Raw genomic sequence first — 16,089 nt, 5'->3', positions numbered from 1 at the left:
CAAGTATCTCAGATTGTTCTTTGAAAATTGCACATAAGTTAAAGTAAAGATATTTACTAATTCTTTGTAATATAACTACTGACAAACAATGCACGCTAGTATTGAAGTCAGTATCCGGTTTGTTCAAATGCAAAATATGCGGTTAATCTATATAGTACAAACGCACAAGTGCGAACAGTACATATATAAGTCAGACGCAAAATTTGCGAAGCAAATTGGAGTGGCATTAGAACCAAGCAGTACGAGGAACCGACGAACGAGCCGCGGAGCTTACTTCAGGTAAGTGAGCAGCGTAGTGAGGAAGGTGACGAAGTAATGCGCCGGTTATAATGACACGACATAGGTTAAGTTAGAAAGGGCGCATGGTGAATGCCTTGGCATCAAGAGCCGAAGAAGGACGTGACAAGCTGCGATAAGCTTTGGGTAGGCGCAAATAGCCTGTGATCCAAAGATCTCCGAATGAGGAAACTCACGTAGGTAACCCTACGTATCTTATAGTGAATACATAGCTATAGGAGGGTAAACCTAGGGAACTGAAACATCTAAGTACCTAGAGGAAGAGAAAGAAAAATCGATTCCGTCAGTAGCGGCGAGCGAAATCGGAAGAGCCCAAACCAAAGATTTATCTTTGGGGTTGCGGACAGAACATAAGGTGAAGTTATTATTAATTGAAGATATCTGGAAAGATATACCGTAGAAGGTAATAGTCCTGTAAGTGAAAATAATAATAAACTAGTTCTGCTCCAGAGTACCACGAGACACGTGAAACCTTGTGGGAAGCAGGGAGGACCACCTCCCAAGGCTAAATACTACTTGATGACCGATAGTGAAGAAGTACCGTGAGGGAAAGGTGAAAAGAACCCCGGGAGGGGAGTGAAATAGAACCTGAAACCGTGTGCCTACAACCGATCAGAGCACCATATGTGTGTGATGATGTGCTTTTGTAGAACGAGCCAACGAGTTACGGTATGTAGCGAGGTTAAGTACTTAAGGTACGGAGCCGAAGGGAAACCGAGTCTGAATAGGGCGAATAGTTGCATGCCGTAGACCCGAAACCGGGTGACCTATCCATGGCCAGGTTGAAGCGAAGGTAAAACTTCGTGGAGGACCGAACCACGTTGGTGTTGAAAACCATGGGATGAGCTGTGGATAGCGGAGAAATTCCAATCGAACTCGGAGATAGCTGGTTCTCCCCGAAATAGCTTTAGGGCTAGCGTCGGATATGACTAATGGAGGTAGAGCACTGAATGGGCTAGGGGGCATATCGCTTACTGAACCTTATCAAACTCCGAATGCCATATAGTATTAGTCCGGCAGTCAGACTGCGAATGATAAGATCCGTAGTCAAAAGGGAAACAGCCCAGATCGTCAGCTAAGGTCCCAAAGTATAAGTTAAGTGGAAAGGATGTGGGATTTCTAAGACAACTAGGATGTTGGCTTAGAAGCAGCCACTCATTAAAAGAGTGCGTAATAGCTCACTAGTCGAGAGATCCTGCGCCGAAGATGTTCGGGGCTCAAACTTATCACCGAAGCTACGGCTAGTAGATTATTCTACTGGGGTAGGGGGAGCGTCGTAATCGGGCTGAAGTCACCGTAAGGAGCGGTGGACTGATTACGAGTGAGTATGTTGGCATTAGTAGCGAGAACTAGGTGAGAATCCTAGTGGCCGAAAACCTAAGGTTTCCTCAGGAAGGCTCGTCCGCTGAGGGTTAGTCGGGACCTAAGCCGAGGCCGAAAGGCGTAGGTGATGGACAATCGGTTGATATTCCGATACCACTGCAAATCGTTATTACCGATGGAGTGACGCAGGAAGATAGAGTGTGCTAGCTATTGGATGCTAGTCTAAGCACTTAGGTATACAGTTAGGCAAATCCGGCTGTATTAGCTGAGGTGTGATGGGGAAGGCTCTTGTGGCTGAAGTACTTGATTCTACGCTGCCAAGAAAAGCTTCTAGGGAGAAATGTAGTGCCCGTACCGCAAACCGACACAGGTAGGTGAGGAGAGAATCCTAAGGCCGGCGGAAGAATTACAGTTAAGGAACTCGGCAAATTGACCCCGTAACTTCGGGAGAAGGGGTGCCTACGAGAGTAGGTCGCAGAGAATAGGCCCAAGCAACTGTTTAGCAAAAACACAGGTCTCTGCTAAAGCGAAAGCTGATGTATAGGGGCTGACGCCTGCCCGGTGCTGGAAGGTTAAGGGGAATCGTTAGCGGTAACGCGAAGCGGTGAACTTAAGCCCCAGTAAACGGCGGCCGTAACTATAACGGTCCTAAGGTAGCGAAATTCCTTGTCAGGTAAGTTCTGACCCGCACGAATGGCGTAATGACTTGGGCACTGTCTCAACTGTAAATCCGGCGAAGTTGTAGTGCAAGTGAAGATGCTTGCTACCCGCGATTGGACGGAAAGACCCCGTAGAGCTTTACTGTAGCTTAGCATTGAGTTTCGGTATTGTCTGTACAGGATAGGTGGGAGACTGGGAAACATCCTCGTTAGGGGATGTGGAGTCGACCTTGGGATACCACCCTGACAGTACTGGGATTCTAACCGGGCACCATGAAGCTGGTGACGGGACATTGTTAGGTGGGCAGTTTGACTGGGGCGGTCGCCTCCAAAAAAGTAACGGAGGCGCCCAAAGGTTCCCCTCAGAACGGTCGGAAATCGTTCGTAGAGTGCAAAGGCAGAAGGGAGCCTGACTGCGACACTTACAAGTGGAGCAGGGACGAAAGTCGGGCTTAGTGATCCGGTGGTACCTCGTGGGAGGGCCATCGCTCAACGGATAAAAGCTACCTCGGGGATAACAGGCTGATCTCCCCAAGAGTCCACATCGACGGGGAGGTTTGGCACCTCGATGTCGGCTCGTCGCATCCTGGGGCTGAAGTAGGTCCCAAGGGTTGGGCTGTTCGCCCATTAAAGCGGCACGCGAGCTGGGTTCAGAACGTCGTGAGACAGTTCGGTCCCTATCCGTCGCGGGCGTAGGAAATTTGAGAGGAGCTGTCCTTAGTACGAGAGGACCGGGATGGACTGACCTCTGGTGCACCAGTTGTTCCGCCAGGAGCATAGCTGGGTAGCTACGTCGGGAAGGGATAAACGCTGAAGGCATCTAAGCGTGAAGCCCACCTCAAGATTAGATTTCCCATAGCGTAAGCTAGTAAGATCCCTCGAAGAACACGAGGTTGATAGGTCGGAGGTGTAAGCATGGTAACATGTTCAGCTGACCGATACTAATAGATCGAGGGCTTAACCAAAATAAATATTACAAAGTAAACTTAAGTGCAATTTTGAAAGAATAATCTTTCAATATCTAGTGATGATGCGTTCATGGGTTACACCCGTACCCATACCGAACACGAAGGTTAAGACATGAACGGCTGATGGTACTGCATGGGCGACTGTGTGGGAGAGTAAGTGGTCGCTAGGTGAATAAAATACCTTGATGGTATAAAAAAAGACTTCACATTTTGTGAAGTCTTTTTTTGTTTTTATATTTGGCTATGTTTTAATATAATGTTAAAATATAGCCTTAAAAATTATATAGGTAGTAAAACAGATGGTATGTACCCATTGTAAATCTAATAATAACAAATCCTTTTTCGCTTGACCAATCTTCAGGCTTTTCAACTAAAGGTTGAAATTCTTTTCCAATCTCACAAACTCTATTATTGTCATATCCAATACATTCAATTTCAAAAGTCTTGTAACACTCATATGATTTACATAATAGCCGTCCTTTAGGAGTATCATTGGTTAGTTGATGTAAAAAGTTTGTAATTATGCAATTATATGATATATAATTAATTGTAACTAATTCTGTATTGGGGGGATTCGATTGGAGAGAAGATTTAGCCTCTTATTTGGGATAATCGGAGGTTTTTTTCTTACACAAATAAATGGACTATTTCAATTACAAATGGCTTTTGGAAGCATGAATGGCTACGTTATAGATGTTATATTTAGGATGCTTTCAATAATAGGGCTTATATGTATTATTTATTTTAGCAGTTTATTGATTATTGACACTATTAAGACAGTACATAAAAAGTAATAATGACTTTATTATTATGACATAATCTTCTTAAGAGGTCTAAGATTAAATCTTTAGAAGCAAATATTTCAGCTGGTGGAGCAGATTATGGATTTTCATTTTGCTTTAGATGACCCTTGATGGCAAAAGCTTTTCAATGGTAATATTAAGTGAAAAGGTAATGAGGTAAGCTTGATATGTTATTAAAAAATATTAAGAAGATAATATCTCCATTTTTAAAACCGTATGGGTACTACTATAAGCCTAGCAATTTGCAAAGCGTAGGCGTATATCAATATGAAAAAGAAGAAGATGGTGTGACTAAATATATAATTGTAGATAAGGTAAGGTTAGGAAATACAATAAGGCTTCTTTTTAGAACATCTTTAATGGCTCCAATGAGAGACTATCAGCTTTACCTTATAGATAAGAAATTTAAAGATAAATTTTTCTGGCACTATAATAGTGAAAGTGAACTTCAAGATATTCTTAAAGAGTTTTGCCAGCACATAAAAAAATATGGCTTAGAAACCTTAGAGATTTTATCAAAGGAATATTTAAAGCCTGATAAATCGTTGTTTGATGCTTTATCAGTAGAAACAAAAGCTAAATCAGAAAGCTTTGCAAAAAGATATGATTTAGTTTTTGAAAATCCTAAGGAACAATTAGATAAACTTGTTAAGATAATAGAAGCTGAAAAAGTTAAGTCTTCTGAGCCTAACAGTAATTATATAATTGATATAGCAACTTATTATGGCGAGTTAATTATTAATAATCTAGGCGGAAGTTGGCAGCTTGATAACTATAAGGGGGAGGAGTATATAGTTTCACGAGTTGGTGGAAAGAATATTGATGTATCACCAATTGATGATATAAATGATTATTGGTTCAAAGGAACACTGTATTGTCATGATTTGAAGGTAGTTTATGATTCTTTAGAGAGAAGAGTTAAAAATTCTGAAATGCAGTAAGATTACCCTAAAAGTAGATAAAGGCCAATTGCAACTTATCATTGGGGTAAAAGATATTAAAATCGGGCAATAGCATTTTAGTTCTAACATGAATGAGGCTATTGACTATTTTTTTATTCTTTAGAGAATCATAATTCAATTGAATCTATAGATAAGTCACAGTAACAGGCTTGAAAAATAATATAAGTTAAAGATTATATTATTTGCAATATTAAAGTAGTGTATTGGTGTTAGTATATATAGTGAACATTTATGAAAACTTAATTTATACTTGTTATAAAATCCTATCTTTTGGGAAGTTTGTGGCGTTTATAAATTAATAGTTGAAGTTGGATACCTATAGATGTTGTAAAGAAGTGATAATTTAAGAAAAGTCACTGAAGGAATCTTCAGTGACTTCGTATATTAAATAAAGACGTAGAACTTTTCAATAAAATTTATATTCCAAATAGGAGGGGAAAATATATTTTGAATTAAAGTTATACATCTTAATATGGACTACTTCAATACAATATTTAAATTAAAGGCTCATAAGAATTAATAAGTTTTTATTTAAAGTAATCAAAACACAAAAGAGCCTGTCTATTACGCAATTAATAATAAGTTTATTTTTCTGGTGTGAAAGGACAATATCCTATTTCATCACTCTTATCTTTCATATCTTTCCACAAGTCAGTATCTTTAATTGCATCTATAGCAGTAGGATATAATATATAGTTTTCTTTATAAATATGATCTCTAAGATTAAAGACAAGATACTTAGACAATTCATCTATTTGATTTTTGCACTGAGCAAAATCTACAGTACAAGCATTTTGAGCTGCTTCTTTTAGTAGTCTCTTTTTCATCCTTAAATCTTCATGTTCCATTCTCATAATTCTTGTTGGCCCAGTGATATTTCTTTTTTCTAATTCAGGAAATAGAACATCTTCTTCTCTTTTGTGGTGGTTCTCAGCATCTAAAATATTTTGAGCCAATGTTTCTAATATTACAAATAGCTCAGAATTTTCAGTGTAGCTATTTAACTTTTGAATTTTAAGATTCAATTCTTCTAATTCAGTAAGAAAATCTTTTATTTTATCATGCTCGATTATAAGAGTATCTAACATATGACCAGGCTCAATCTTTTTTCTAAGTTTAACTAACTCATCGCTTAAAACTTCCATATGAATCTCGCATAGATTTCTGAGTTCTTGTGGATCCATCCCTTGTTCAATAAGGCTTTGCTCTGCAATGGATAATTCAATAGGATCTATATTAGCAACTATATTTAAAGCCTCTCTTCTAGTTTCATCATTTACACCTTCGGTATTAAGCCTTTTTAAAACTTCTGTAAGTTTTTTTATTCTATCTTGATTAGCAATAAACATATTTATTCCTCCTAGTTATTTTCGTTGTTCAATTAGTTTATGTGCTAATTTTACTACTGAAGTTTATTAATTACTGTGATTTAAATCAAATTTAATTACAATTTTATATTCTAAATTTAAGAAAAATAAGTAACTATACATGTAGTTGAAAATTATAACTCGATAAATTGCAATAACAAATTGAACTAATTTCTATTTATGATCTAAATGCTTGTATTTACTTAGAGTCCATAGATTTGATCTAGGTGTGCTTCAAACAGTTCTTCAGGAGTTTTGTAGTTAAGAATTCTCCTAGGAAGAGTATTCATCCATTCTTCTATGAAAGCAATGTCATCAGAAGTATAGTTTGAAATACGGTTACCCTTCGGGATAAAACGACGTATCAGACCATTATGACGCTCATTAGTCCCCTTTTCAAAAGATGAGTATGGGTGAGTAAAGTACACCTTTGTATCAGTTTCATTTTCAAGTGTGGATAAGTTAGCAAACTCTGAACCATTATCTCCAGTTATAGTTTTAAAAACTTGGCTAAACTGGTCGCCAAACAAGCTGCGTACTCTATTAAGAGCATCAGTAACATCTTCAGCGGTTTTAGATGCAATATCTACAACCATAGCATATCTAGTTTTACGCTCAACAATAGTAAGAAGTACGTTATCATTATTGGATTTTTCACCAATAACAGTGTCTATCTCCCAGTGCCCAAACTCATTACGAGCGTTTATCTCTACTGGGCGATCTGATATGCTAGAACCAAGTTTCTTCTTGTGTTCTTTAACTCTAGTAGACTTTGTATTTCTACGTAGCTTCATTGGTAAATCAGCGTTCTTTACTTCTAATAAACCAAGATCTATATAGTTATACAATGTTTTTGTGCAGACCATTTGAGATCGCACAAATCTACCGTTAGCGATAGCTTCGCCAACACAAGCATCTGGTGACCATGAATGATTTTTTATTTTATCCACAGTATAGTTGATAAAATCGGAGCATTCTAATCGCTTAAAAGTACTACAGCAGTTTATGCGATTCTTTTTATATACAGCTTCGCCAGTATCGGCAAGGTATACTTTAAGACATTTTCCTTGCTTAATTTGAGTGGTAGTTCCACGACGAATTTCATTTAAAATAGTGTTGATTGGGCGTTCTAGCTTTTTTGCTATCTTATAAGCTGAAAAACCATCTTTTAGATGAAGCTCAATAAGCACACGTTCTTTAAAATTCAAATGTTTATTTTTACGTGATTCTGTGTTATTATTTTGATAGTCCATAGTGATTATCCTCGTGTTCTATTTTCTTTAGCGATTAAATCATAACACAGAATAATCCACTATGGATTTTTTTTATTAGTTCAATTTGATTTTACAACAAGTCAAAATTATAACTCCTTGAATTATAATAATTAATATAAATGGGTATTTATGTAATAATACACTTGCAGCTAAAGGATAGATTCTGTAGTATATAGGCTAATGTAGAAGCAATACATACATTCCGTTTAATATATCTGGGTATGGCGCAGATGGTAGCGCGCTAGAATGGGGTTCTAGAGGTCGCAGGTTCAAATCCTGTTACCCAGACCAAGTAAAATTAATGTTTTTGGAGAGAATACTATAAAAAAGTACGGGATTGAATTTGATTTCATAATCCCGTACTTTTTACCATTAACTATATGAGAGGGATTTTTATGGCTTTATTTGATGAGTGTCTAGAAGCTCTTGATAAAGATAAAATTGTGCAGTCTGAAGAAAAAACAAGCGAAGTGATTAAAGCTTTTATGGCAACATTTCCAGTAGCGATATGTGGAGCAATCGATTGGACTTTAGTACAAAATAAATATCGGGCAAGAAAGTTACATGATATAGTAGAGGTTATTAAAAAAAGAAAAAATAAATTAAGATAGAAGAGCTTTTATTTTTTTGGATAATAGAATACAGTTTGAAAAAAATAATTACAGTATCTTATTATAAATCTATAGTATGAAAGAACGCTTTTTAATTTTACTTTTAGTAATTCATAAAAGTTGAGGTGGATAATATGGCAATAATAACGTGGCATTCTGGCAATGTTCCATCACATATTGAAATAAAGCAGGTATATGGGATTATATTCACAAATGATGGTCGTATACTGCTTCGAATAGAGGATGGGGAGTACCAATTAACTGGAGGAAAGCCAGAAGCTTTCGATAAGGATATGGAAGAAACTCTAAAGAGAGAACTGATGGAGGAGATAAATATCTCTATTAGTAAAGCTTATATTGTTGGATATCAGCTTGTGGATGAGGAAGATGGAACTGAATTATATGCACAAGTTAGAATGACAGCACTGCTTAAATCTATAGGGGAACAGCGACCAGATCCAGACAATGGGCTTATATATGGGAGATATTTGACTACTCCGTTAAAAGCTACTAGCTTGTTAGGTTGGGGACAAGTTGGAGAAAATCAAATATTTGAGGCCCTAGAGATAGCAAAGAAAATGTTTAGTCTGACTTGTTTTTCAAAGGAGAATACTGTTTTAGATCCAGAAATCAAGCAGAAAGTTCACTGAAGAGGTAGCTGGGCGACTTTTTTATTTTTGAGGAACCGATTATAAAAGTAGGATATTCACAATGTATAATGAAAAGATTATCTTTTTATTAGAAAATTATATTTTAGATAAAACTTTCTTAAATTAAAAAGCGTATTATTAATAAGGACTATAACAGAAATTATCCACATAATAAAGTATTTTCAGTAGAATGAGCCCTTCTAGCATAAAGAAGTACAAGTTAAGTTATGAGATAACTCAGATAATATTAATTAAAGGGAGATATCAATGAAAGTAAATTCAAATTTGAGAAGAGTACTATGTACTTTTGTTGTATATATATTTCAATAAAACTTCTACATTTTAATGCATAGCCTGTCTATGATTTCTGTAGGGGTTTTATTTATATGTGTAATAAACCTTTGCACTGCTTCGCTTACCCTAGATAAGGTAGGATAGAATGCATTATTAATTATTCTTGACTTAAGCCACCCCCATAACCCCTCTATCAAATTAAGTTCTGGACTATATGGTGGTAAAAATACTAACTCTAATCTATTTTTATTCTCATATAAAAAGGGCTCAAGTAGTTTTGCATGATGTATTCTTGCATTATCTAGTATCATTACGATTTTACCCGTAGGGTATTGTTCTAGTATACACTTTAAGAATCTTTCAAATACAACTGCATCATACCTCTCATGCTCTTCACAATATACTTTTCCTGTACCATAATCCAATATCCCTATTAATTTTACTCCAGCATTTTTACCGTAGGTTGGGATTTTACGCTGCTGACCTTTCTTAAACCAAGTTTTCTGTATAGCTTGATAGTCTCTTATCATGGATTCATCTTCGAACAGAAGATGCGCTAGCTCCCCATTAATTAGTTTTTTTTTAGGTCTTCAAAAGTTACCTTAAATTCTTCTTGCTTTTCTTTATCAGCTTTTTTTAGTACGTAGGTTGGTCTTGTATAGCTTAGATTTAATCTATGCAAAATTTCATGGATTCCCCTGTGACTCATGGTTATACAAAATGTTTTAATCACCCACTGCCTAATTATTTCAATAGTCCAGTTTTTTCTAGATTCAAACCCGACTTCGTCAGGAGTTTTATTTGTTACAATTTCAACTATCATGGCTTCTTGGTCTTTACTCAATTTTCTGGGAGCTCCTGTACTATGCTTCATTACTAAGCCTAGCAATCCTTTAGCTTTGTAGTTTTTAATGTAGTCTCCGACTGTATGTTGATCTAAAGAAACCATTTTAGCAATATCAACATTTGAAGCACCTTCCAAGTGCCTTAATATTACTAGGTATCTTTTATACATTCGTACATTTTTAGTTTCCTTCATAATTGACTTTAATTCATTAATTTTTTCATTTAATTCTAATGTATTATTTGAATAAATATTATCCATATAAATCACAACCTTTTAAATATTATTGTAATTATTTTGCACTTATTTGCGATTTATATATTTGGTAATATTCTACTATGAATTTTTATTATTGAAATTTATATACTATTATTTGTTTCAATATTGATAGTAACAGGTAATAGGTTCATCGACAATACGATGAATAATAAAATTGATAAAAACCTTCGGCCAGAGCAGGTAATAGAGAAATATTTTGAATTCTATAATAAAAAGGATAGCAAAAAGGTATTATCAACTATGACTGATTTTAATAAAGGAACAAGATTTTTTGAGTTTGACAAATTAAAGTATGTTAAGCTTAAGAATATAGAAGATGTTAGCTATAAACAAAGCAAAGATTATATGACCTATGGAAGAGGAAAGGTAAATGGAATTAAAGAAGATAACGTGAGGGTTTACAAGGTTGATTTCAACTGTAGATATAACAAGGACACGTCCGATTATAAATCAGGCGATATGGATGAATATTTTACATTAGTGAGGGAAAATCAATCGTCACCTTGGTTAATTGATGAGGTCGGAGAGTAGAAATACTGATTATTACAATATAAAGTGCTAAAGAGTATTAAATTCTAAAGTAATACTTTTTAGCACTTTGTATTTCAGGTTCTTAACATTTTTGTTGCTAATTATAAAATAGTGAAAATATTTAACTAGTGCTTATTTTCAAAACTGGAAGAACCATACCTAATAGTAGCATATAGTTGCTTTCCATCAGTATTAAGATGTCCTATTGTAATTGGCAAAAGATTAAAAAGAACCATCGCTGAATTTATGCTTAGTAAAATATTGAGATATAGGGAAAAATGGCGGGTATGTTGTAATAAGAAGATACAAATAATGCACAAAAAGAAATTGAATAAAACACCTCCAATATGTATAAAACATCTTGACATTTTATTATTAACCTTTAAATCGTTGTATAGGCAGAGCCCTTTCCAGAAGAAGATGAACCTAATTTGGAAAATACCAAAAGATGCAATTTTTCTACCGAATCCTAATTCTATAGTTATTATTTTACCACCAAAAATCTTGGCGAAAAATCCATGTCCTAACTCATGAAATAATGTTGAGAGAGTTATAATTATCAATATATATAGCAGTGTCACAGATAAATATAAAAATAGCATTTTTCCTCCAAATAACTTATTGAATTTATTATAGTAAAATTATACCATTATACTATGATTATGCTACATAACGATTAATTATATTTTATTAAATTCTGAATTTATCTAAAAACAAAAGTCACTATTAAAAGTATGTATAAGCTTAAAGTTTTAAAATATAAAATATACTTATGCTTTCAGTTGACGAAATTTGTAGTATAATTATCTTTATGAATTTTATTTTTATATTTCTAGATGGTAGCTTTCGTATATAAATTAATTAACACAAGAAGGGGGATAATATGGATCTAGAAAAGAAGCTTACAGGCAAAATTACTCTACTGGTAGTTGTGGCAATTTTGCTATATATGTGGTTCAATTATTGGCATGGGATAATGGGAGTATTAGGTTCAGTATATGGGCTGTTATTTCCATTTATATTAGGAGGATGCATAGCATTTATTTTAAATATTCCAGTAACGTTTTTCTCAAATAATTTGTCTAGGATTAAAGTAAAGGGTATAAGAAGGGTTATTGGAAAGTTTAATACTATGATTAGTATAGCTCTTTCCTGTGTGTTGATAATAGGGGTTTTAGTTTTGGTATCTTATATAATTATTCCTAATATTATAGATACTATAAAGGTTTTACCGCAAGCTTTTGATAATTCTACAACTATGCTACAAAGCTGGATTAACAGTAAGTCATGGTTATCTACTAATATAATGAACTTGATTAATAATTTAGGGATAAACTGGGATAGTATAATTAACAGTGCTAAAAATACGGTTTTTAACTGGGCAAGCTCTGTGCTGCTATCAACCTTAGGGGTAGCTACTGGTTTTGCTAGCGCTATTGTTGAGTTTGTATTAGCCTTTATGTTTTCTATATACATATTGACACAAAAGAAAAAATTAGGAGTACAATTTAAAAAAATAATTTTTGCATTTCTACCTCAAGGTAAGGCAGATTCAATATTGGAGGTAATAACACTTACAGCTCAAACTTTTTCAAACTTCATTACAGGGCAATGTATAGAGTCAGCCATATTAGGATTCATGTTTTTTGTCACATTAATTATATTAAAGTTTCCCTATGCCTTAGTTATTAGCATATTAATTGGCTTTACGGCAGTTATACCTGTGTTAGGGTCATTTATTGGATTTGCTGTTGCTACATTTTTGATTGTAATGGTTGATCCTATGAAAGCTGGTATATTTATAATAGTATTTTTAGTCCTTAAACAGATAGAGGATAATATCATTTATCCTAAGATAGTAGGCAATTCAGTTGGACTTCCTTCCATATGGGTACTTGTTGCTATTACAGTAGGCGGAAAGACACTTGGAGTAGCTGGAATGATAATATTTATACCATTATTTTCTGTAGCATATGTACTATTCCGCAGAGAAGTTTATAGTAGATTAAAGAAAAAGAAGTTAGAAATAAAATAATAATAGAAGTATCTACAAATTTTAAAAGCTTAATTTTGTAGATACTTTTTAGTTTACTTAGACTCTTGAGTAAAATTCGAAAACTTTTATAGGCCTAACGTCTATTGGAACTTCCTCTAAAAGAGGTAGCCTCACAAGTGTACCAGAGAAATTAGCACTGTCTTTTGACATGTAGGGAACCATTACTGGTATAGATGTAAAGTTAGAAACGAACTCCTCTATTTTTCTAGACTTCTCTTTAAGAGATATAAGGTCATTTACATTTACTCTATAGGATGGTATATCTACTTTATTGCCATTAACTAAAATATGACCATGGTTTACCATCTGCCTTGCCATTCTTAGAGTAGGGGCAAAGCCTAATCTATAAGTTATTGAGTCTAATCTTCTTTCTAGGTTTTGAATTAATAATTGCTCAGGTCTCTCCTTTGCAGATAAAGATTCTCTAACATATCTTCTAAATTGTTTTTCCATAACTCCATAGTAAGCTTTTAACTTTTGTTTTTCTAATAGCTGTTCTCCATATTCAGATAGCTTATGTTTTTTTATTCCACGGTTTAAAGCTTTTGGGTGATTAAATACATTCACACCGAGATGCCTAGAAAGTTTAAAACGTGGGGTTCTAGGTCTTGCCATAAAGTACCTCCTATAAGTTATAATATTTTAACAAGTTTCTTGAATTAATTTATTAATGTTAAGTATAAGATGTTTTTATAATAACGTGCCTGCAATGCCTATACTTATGTTTAAAATAAATATAAAGGATCAAGCTAATTATGCTACTAAGTCATTTACATTTTAATTAAATAGACTATTTGTATAACTTGTATTAAGTAAATCTTGAAACCTTTGAAAATATAAATTAATAGTTGAAGTTGATTCCCTATAGTTTAGTTTTTCTTCTGTATTTAAATATATCCTATGATAAATAAGAGAGTTTAGTATATTTAAACCACTTACTCGGCAAAAACAGTACCAAGTGTATCAATTAGTGAAAAATGTCGAAAAGAATAGATATACAGATTAAAAGACAAGTATTTACTGCTCACAATACCTTAGATTTATATTGAAGAAGAACTATATGATATTATAAGTCATGTCGCTGGAACAGAAAGCGACAAAGCACAGAAATTTAAATTTAAGTTTTAAATTAAGATTTAAAAATAAATTTAAAAAGTATGTTGACAAAGAAATCTTACGGTGGTAAGATAAATGAGCTGTCAGAAATGCAGCAAAATAAACTTGGTCTTTGAAAATTAAACAGAGTAAAATAAACAAAGTCTAAAACTAGACTTAAACCAGCAATTCTTTTGAAAAAAGACTTACTAAGTAAGTAAGCTATGATTAAACTTTAAATTGAGAGTTTGATCCTGGCTCAGGACGAACGCTGGCGGCGTGCCTAACACATGCAAGTCGAGCGGAGAAAGTTCTTCGGAGCTTTCTTAGCGGCGGACGGGTGAGTAACACGTGGGTAACCTGCCTTATAGAGGGGGATAGCCTTCCGAAAGGAAGATTAATACCGCATAACATTTTCGTTTCGCATGAAATGAAAATCAAAGGAGCAATCCGCTATAAGATGGACCCGCGGCGCATTAGCTAGTTGGTGAGGTAATGGCTCACCATGACGATGCGTAGCCGACCTGAGAGGGTGATCGGCCACATTGGAACTGAGATACGGTCCAGACTCCTACGGGAGGCGACAGTGGGGAATATTGCACAATGGGGAAACCCTGATGTAGCAACGCCGCGTGAGTGATGAAGGCCTTCGGGTTGTAAAAGCTCTGTCTTTGGGGACGATAATGACGGTACCCAAGGAGGAAGCCACGGCTAACTACGTGCCAGCGTACCGCGGTAATACGTAGGTGGCAAGCGTTGTCCGGATTTACTGGGCGTAAAGGGAGCGTAGGTGGATGTTTAAGTGGGATGTGAAATACCCTGGGCTTAACTTAAAAATGTGCATTCCAAACTGGATATCTAGAGTGCAGGAGAGGAAAGTGGAATTCCTAGTGTAGCGGTGAAATGCGTAGAGATTAGGAAGAACACCAGTGGCGAAGGCGACTTTCTGGACTGTAACTGACACTGAGGCTCGAAAGCGTGGGGAGCAAACAGGATTAGATACCCCGGTAGTCCACGCCGTAAACGATGGATACTAGGTGTGGGGTTTCGATACCTCCGTGCCGCCGTTAACACAATAAGTATCCCGCCTGGGGAGTACGGTCGCAAGATTAAAACTCAAAGGAATTGACGGGGGCCCGCACAAGCAGCGGAGCATGTGGTTTAATTCGAAGCAACGCGAAGAACCTTACCTAGACTTGACATCTCCTGAATTACCCTTAACCGGGGAAGTCGGTACCTTTGGTATCGACAGGAAGACAGGTGGTGCATGGTTGTCGTCAGCTCGTGTCGTGAGATGTTGGGTTAAGTCCCGCAACGAGCGCAACCCTTATTGTTAGTTGCTACCATTTAGTTGAGCACTCTAGCGAGACTGCCCGGGTTAACCGGGAGGAAGGTGGGGATGACGTCAAATCATCATGCCCCTTATGTCTAGGGCTACACACGTGCTACAATGGCAAGTACAAAGAGACGCAAGACCGTGAGGTGGAGCAAATCTCAAAACTTGTCCCAGTTCGGATTGTAGGCTGAAACTCGCCTACATGAAGCCGGAGTTGCTAGTAATCGCGAATCAGCATGTCGCGGTGAATACGTTCCCGGGCCTTGTACACACCGCCCGTCACACCATGAGAGTTGGCAATACCCGAAGTCTGTGAGCTAACCCGTAAGGGAGGCGTGCCAAATGAAGGTAGGGTCAAAGGATTGGGGTGAAGTCGTAACAAGGTAGCCGTAGGAGAACCTGCGGCTGGATCACCTCCTTTCTATGGAGAAATTATTAAGTACTGATGCATTTCAGTCTTAATATACACGAATTCTGGTTGTTATTTACTCTGTTTAATTTTGAGATACCAAGTATCTCAGATTGTTCTTTGAAAATTGCACATAAGTTAAAGTAAAGATATTTACTAATTCTTTGTAATATAACTACTGACTAAACAATGCACGCTAGTATTGAAGTCAGTAATGAATTTGCGAACTATTACTTCTTAAAACTAACCATTTTACTAAGTAGTTCTACTAGTTCAACGCATCTATGCAATGAATTATACCTAGTACAAACGCACACCAGTGTGAACAGTA

11 protein-coding genes, 1 tRNA gene and 3 rRNA genes are annotated in these 16,089 nt (G+C 35.8%); 10 read left to right on the top strand and 5 right to left on the bottom strand.

Annotated features, from left to right (window positions below):
* The first annotated feature begins 342 nt into the window (after positions 1–342).
* The 4 genes from C1I91_RS19845 (at position 343) to C1I91_RS19830 (ending at position 4,991) form a co-directional block, all read left to right on the top strand.
* Positions 343–3,244: ribosomal RNA gene (locus C1I91_RS19845) — 23S ribosomal RNA — on the top strand.
* A 55-nt stretch (positions 3,245–3,299) separates the two neighbouring features.
* A 5S ribosomal RNA gene (gene rrf / locus C1I91_RS19840) occupies positions 3,300–3,417 on the top strand.
* Positions 3,418–3,825: 408 nt separating this feature from the next.
* On the top strand, positions 3,826–4,041 hold the full coding sequence (locus C1I91_RS19835) for a hypothetical protein (RefSeq protein ID WP_128214426.1): 216 nt from the start codon (positions 3,826–3,828) through the stop codon (positions 4,039–4,041).
* A gap of 176 nt (positions 4,042–4,217) precedes the next feature.
* On the top strand, positions 4,218–4,991 hold the full coding sequence (locus C1I91_RS19830; protein WP_128214425.1) for a hypothetical protein: 774 nt from the start codon (positions 4,218–4,220) through the stop codon (positions 4,989–4,991).
* 605 nt (positions 4,992–5,596) lie between these two features.
* On the opposite strand, the gene C1I91_RS19825 is transcribed toward C1I91_RS19830, so the two are convergent.
* Positions 5,597–6,361 (bottom strand): DUF438 domain-containing protein, encoded by a 765-nt coding sequence (locus C1I91_RS19825; protein ID WP_128214424.1) that lies wholly within the window; start codon positions 6,359–6,361, stop codon positions 5,597–5,599.
* A 221-nt stretch (positions 6,362–6,582) separates the two neighbouring features.
* Positions 6,583–7,632: an IS30 family transposase gene (locus C1I91_RS19820; RefSeq protein WP_128214423.1), complete on the bottom strand. Its 1,050-nt coding sequence runs from the start codon at positions 7,630–7,632 to the stop codon at positions 6,583–6,585.
* A 236-nt stretch (positions 7,633–7,868) separates the two neighbouring features.
* Between C1I91_RS19820 and C1I91_RS19815 the strand changes: the two genes are divergently transcribed.
* The 3 genes from C1I91_RS19815 to C1I91_RS19805 all read left to right on the top strand — a co-directional run bounded on the left by C1I91_RS19815 (position 7,869) and on the right by C1I91_RS19805 (position 8,914).
* Positions 7,869–7,944, top strand: a tRNA-Pro gene (locus C1I91_RS19815).
* A gap of 104 nt (positions 7,945–8,048) precedes the next feature.
* Complete coding sequence (locus tag C1I91_RS19810) at positions 8,049–8,264, top strand: CDI toxin immunity protein (RefSeq protein ID WP_128214422.1); 216 nt, start codon at positions 8,049–8,051, stop codon at positions 8,262–8,264.
* Between the two features lie 134 nt (positions 8,265–8,398).
* Positions 8,399–8,914: an NUDIX hydrolase gene (locus tag C1I91_RS19805; RefSeq protein ID WP_128214421.1), complete on the top strand. Its 516-nt coding sequence runs from the start codon at positions 8,399–8,401 to the stop codon at positions 8,912–8,914.
* Positions 8,915–9,249: 335 nt separating this feature from the next.
* Here C1I91_RS19805 and C1I91_RS19800 read toward each other — a convergent pair.
* Positions 9,250–10,313 (bottom strand): IS630 family transposase gene (locus C1I91_RS19800; protein ID WP_238475849.1). Its coding sequence is split into 2 segments (ribosomal slippage): positions 9,250–9,789 and positions 9,792–10,313, totalling 1,062 coding nucleotides; the frame shifts between segments, so codons are not numbered across the junction.
* Between the two features lie 159 nt (positions 10,314–10,472).
* On the opposite strand from C1I91_RS19800, the gene C1I91_RS19795 reads away from it, so the two are divergent.
* Positions 10,473–10,862: a DUF4829 domain-containing protein gene (locus tag C1I91_RS19795; RefSeq protein WP_128214420.1), complete on the top strand. Its 390-nt coding sequence runs from the start codon at positions 10,473–10,475 to the stop codon at positions 10,860–10,862.
* Between the two features lie 125 nt (positions 10,863–10,987).
* Here the strand turns inward: C1I91_RS19795 and C1I91_RS29855 are convergent, their stop codons facing one another.
* A complete protein-coding gene (locus tag C1I91_RS29855) occupies positions 10,988–11,464 on the bottom strand; it encodes a M50 family metallopeptidase (RefSeq protein ID WP_128214419.1) in 477 nt (158 codons plus the stop codon).
* A 281-nt stretch (positions 11,465–11,745) separates the two neighbouring features.
* Here C1I91_RS29855 and C1I91_RS19785 point away from each other — a divergent pair, with 281 nt between their 5' ends.
* A complete protein-coding gene (locus C1I91_RS19785; protein WP_128214418.1) occupies positions 11,746–12,897 on the top strand; it encodes an AI-2E family transporter in 1,152 nt (383 codons plus the stop codon).
* A 57-nt stretch (positions 12,898–12,954) separates the two neighbouring features.
* On the opposite strand, the gene rpsD is transcribed toward C1I91_RS19785, so the two are convergent.
* Complete coding sequence (gene rpsD / locus C1I91_RS19780; RefSeq protein WP_128214417.1) at positions 12,955–13,533, bottom strand: 30S ribosomal protein S4; 579 nt, start codon at positions 13,531–13,533, stop codon at positions 12,955–12,957.
* 716 nt (positions 13,534–14,249) lie between these two features.
* Between rpsD and C1I91_RS19775 the strand changes: the two genes are divergently transcribed.
* Positions 14,250–15,770, top strand: a 16S ribosomal RNA gene (locus C1I91_RS19775).
* Positions 15,771–16,089: the final 319 nt, after the last annotated feature.

The organism is Clostridium manihotivorum (assembly GCF_004015185.1).
GTDB lineage: Bacteria > Bacillota > Clostridia > Clostridiales > Clostridiaceae > Clostridium_AR > Clostridium_AR manihotivorum.
The sequence above is the reverse complement of the archived record's forward strand: the minus strand, read 5'-3'. Positions and strand labels throughout refer to the sequence as shown.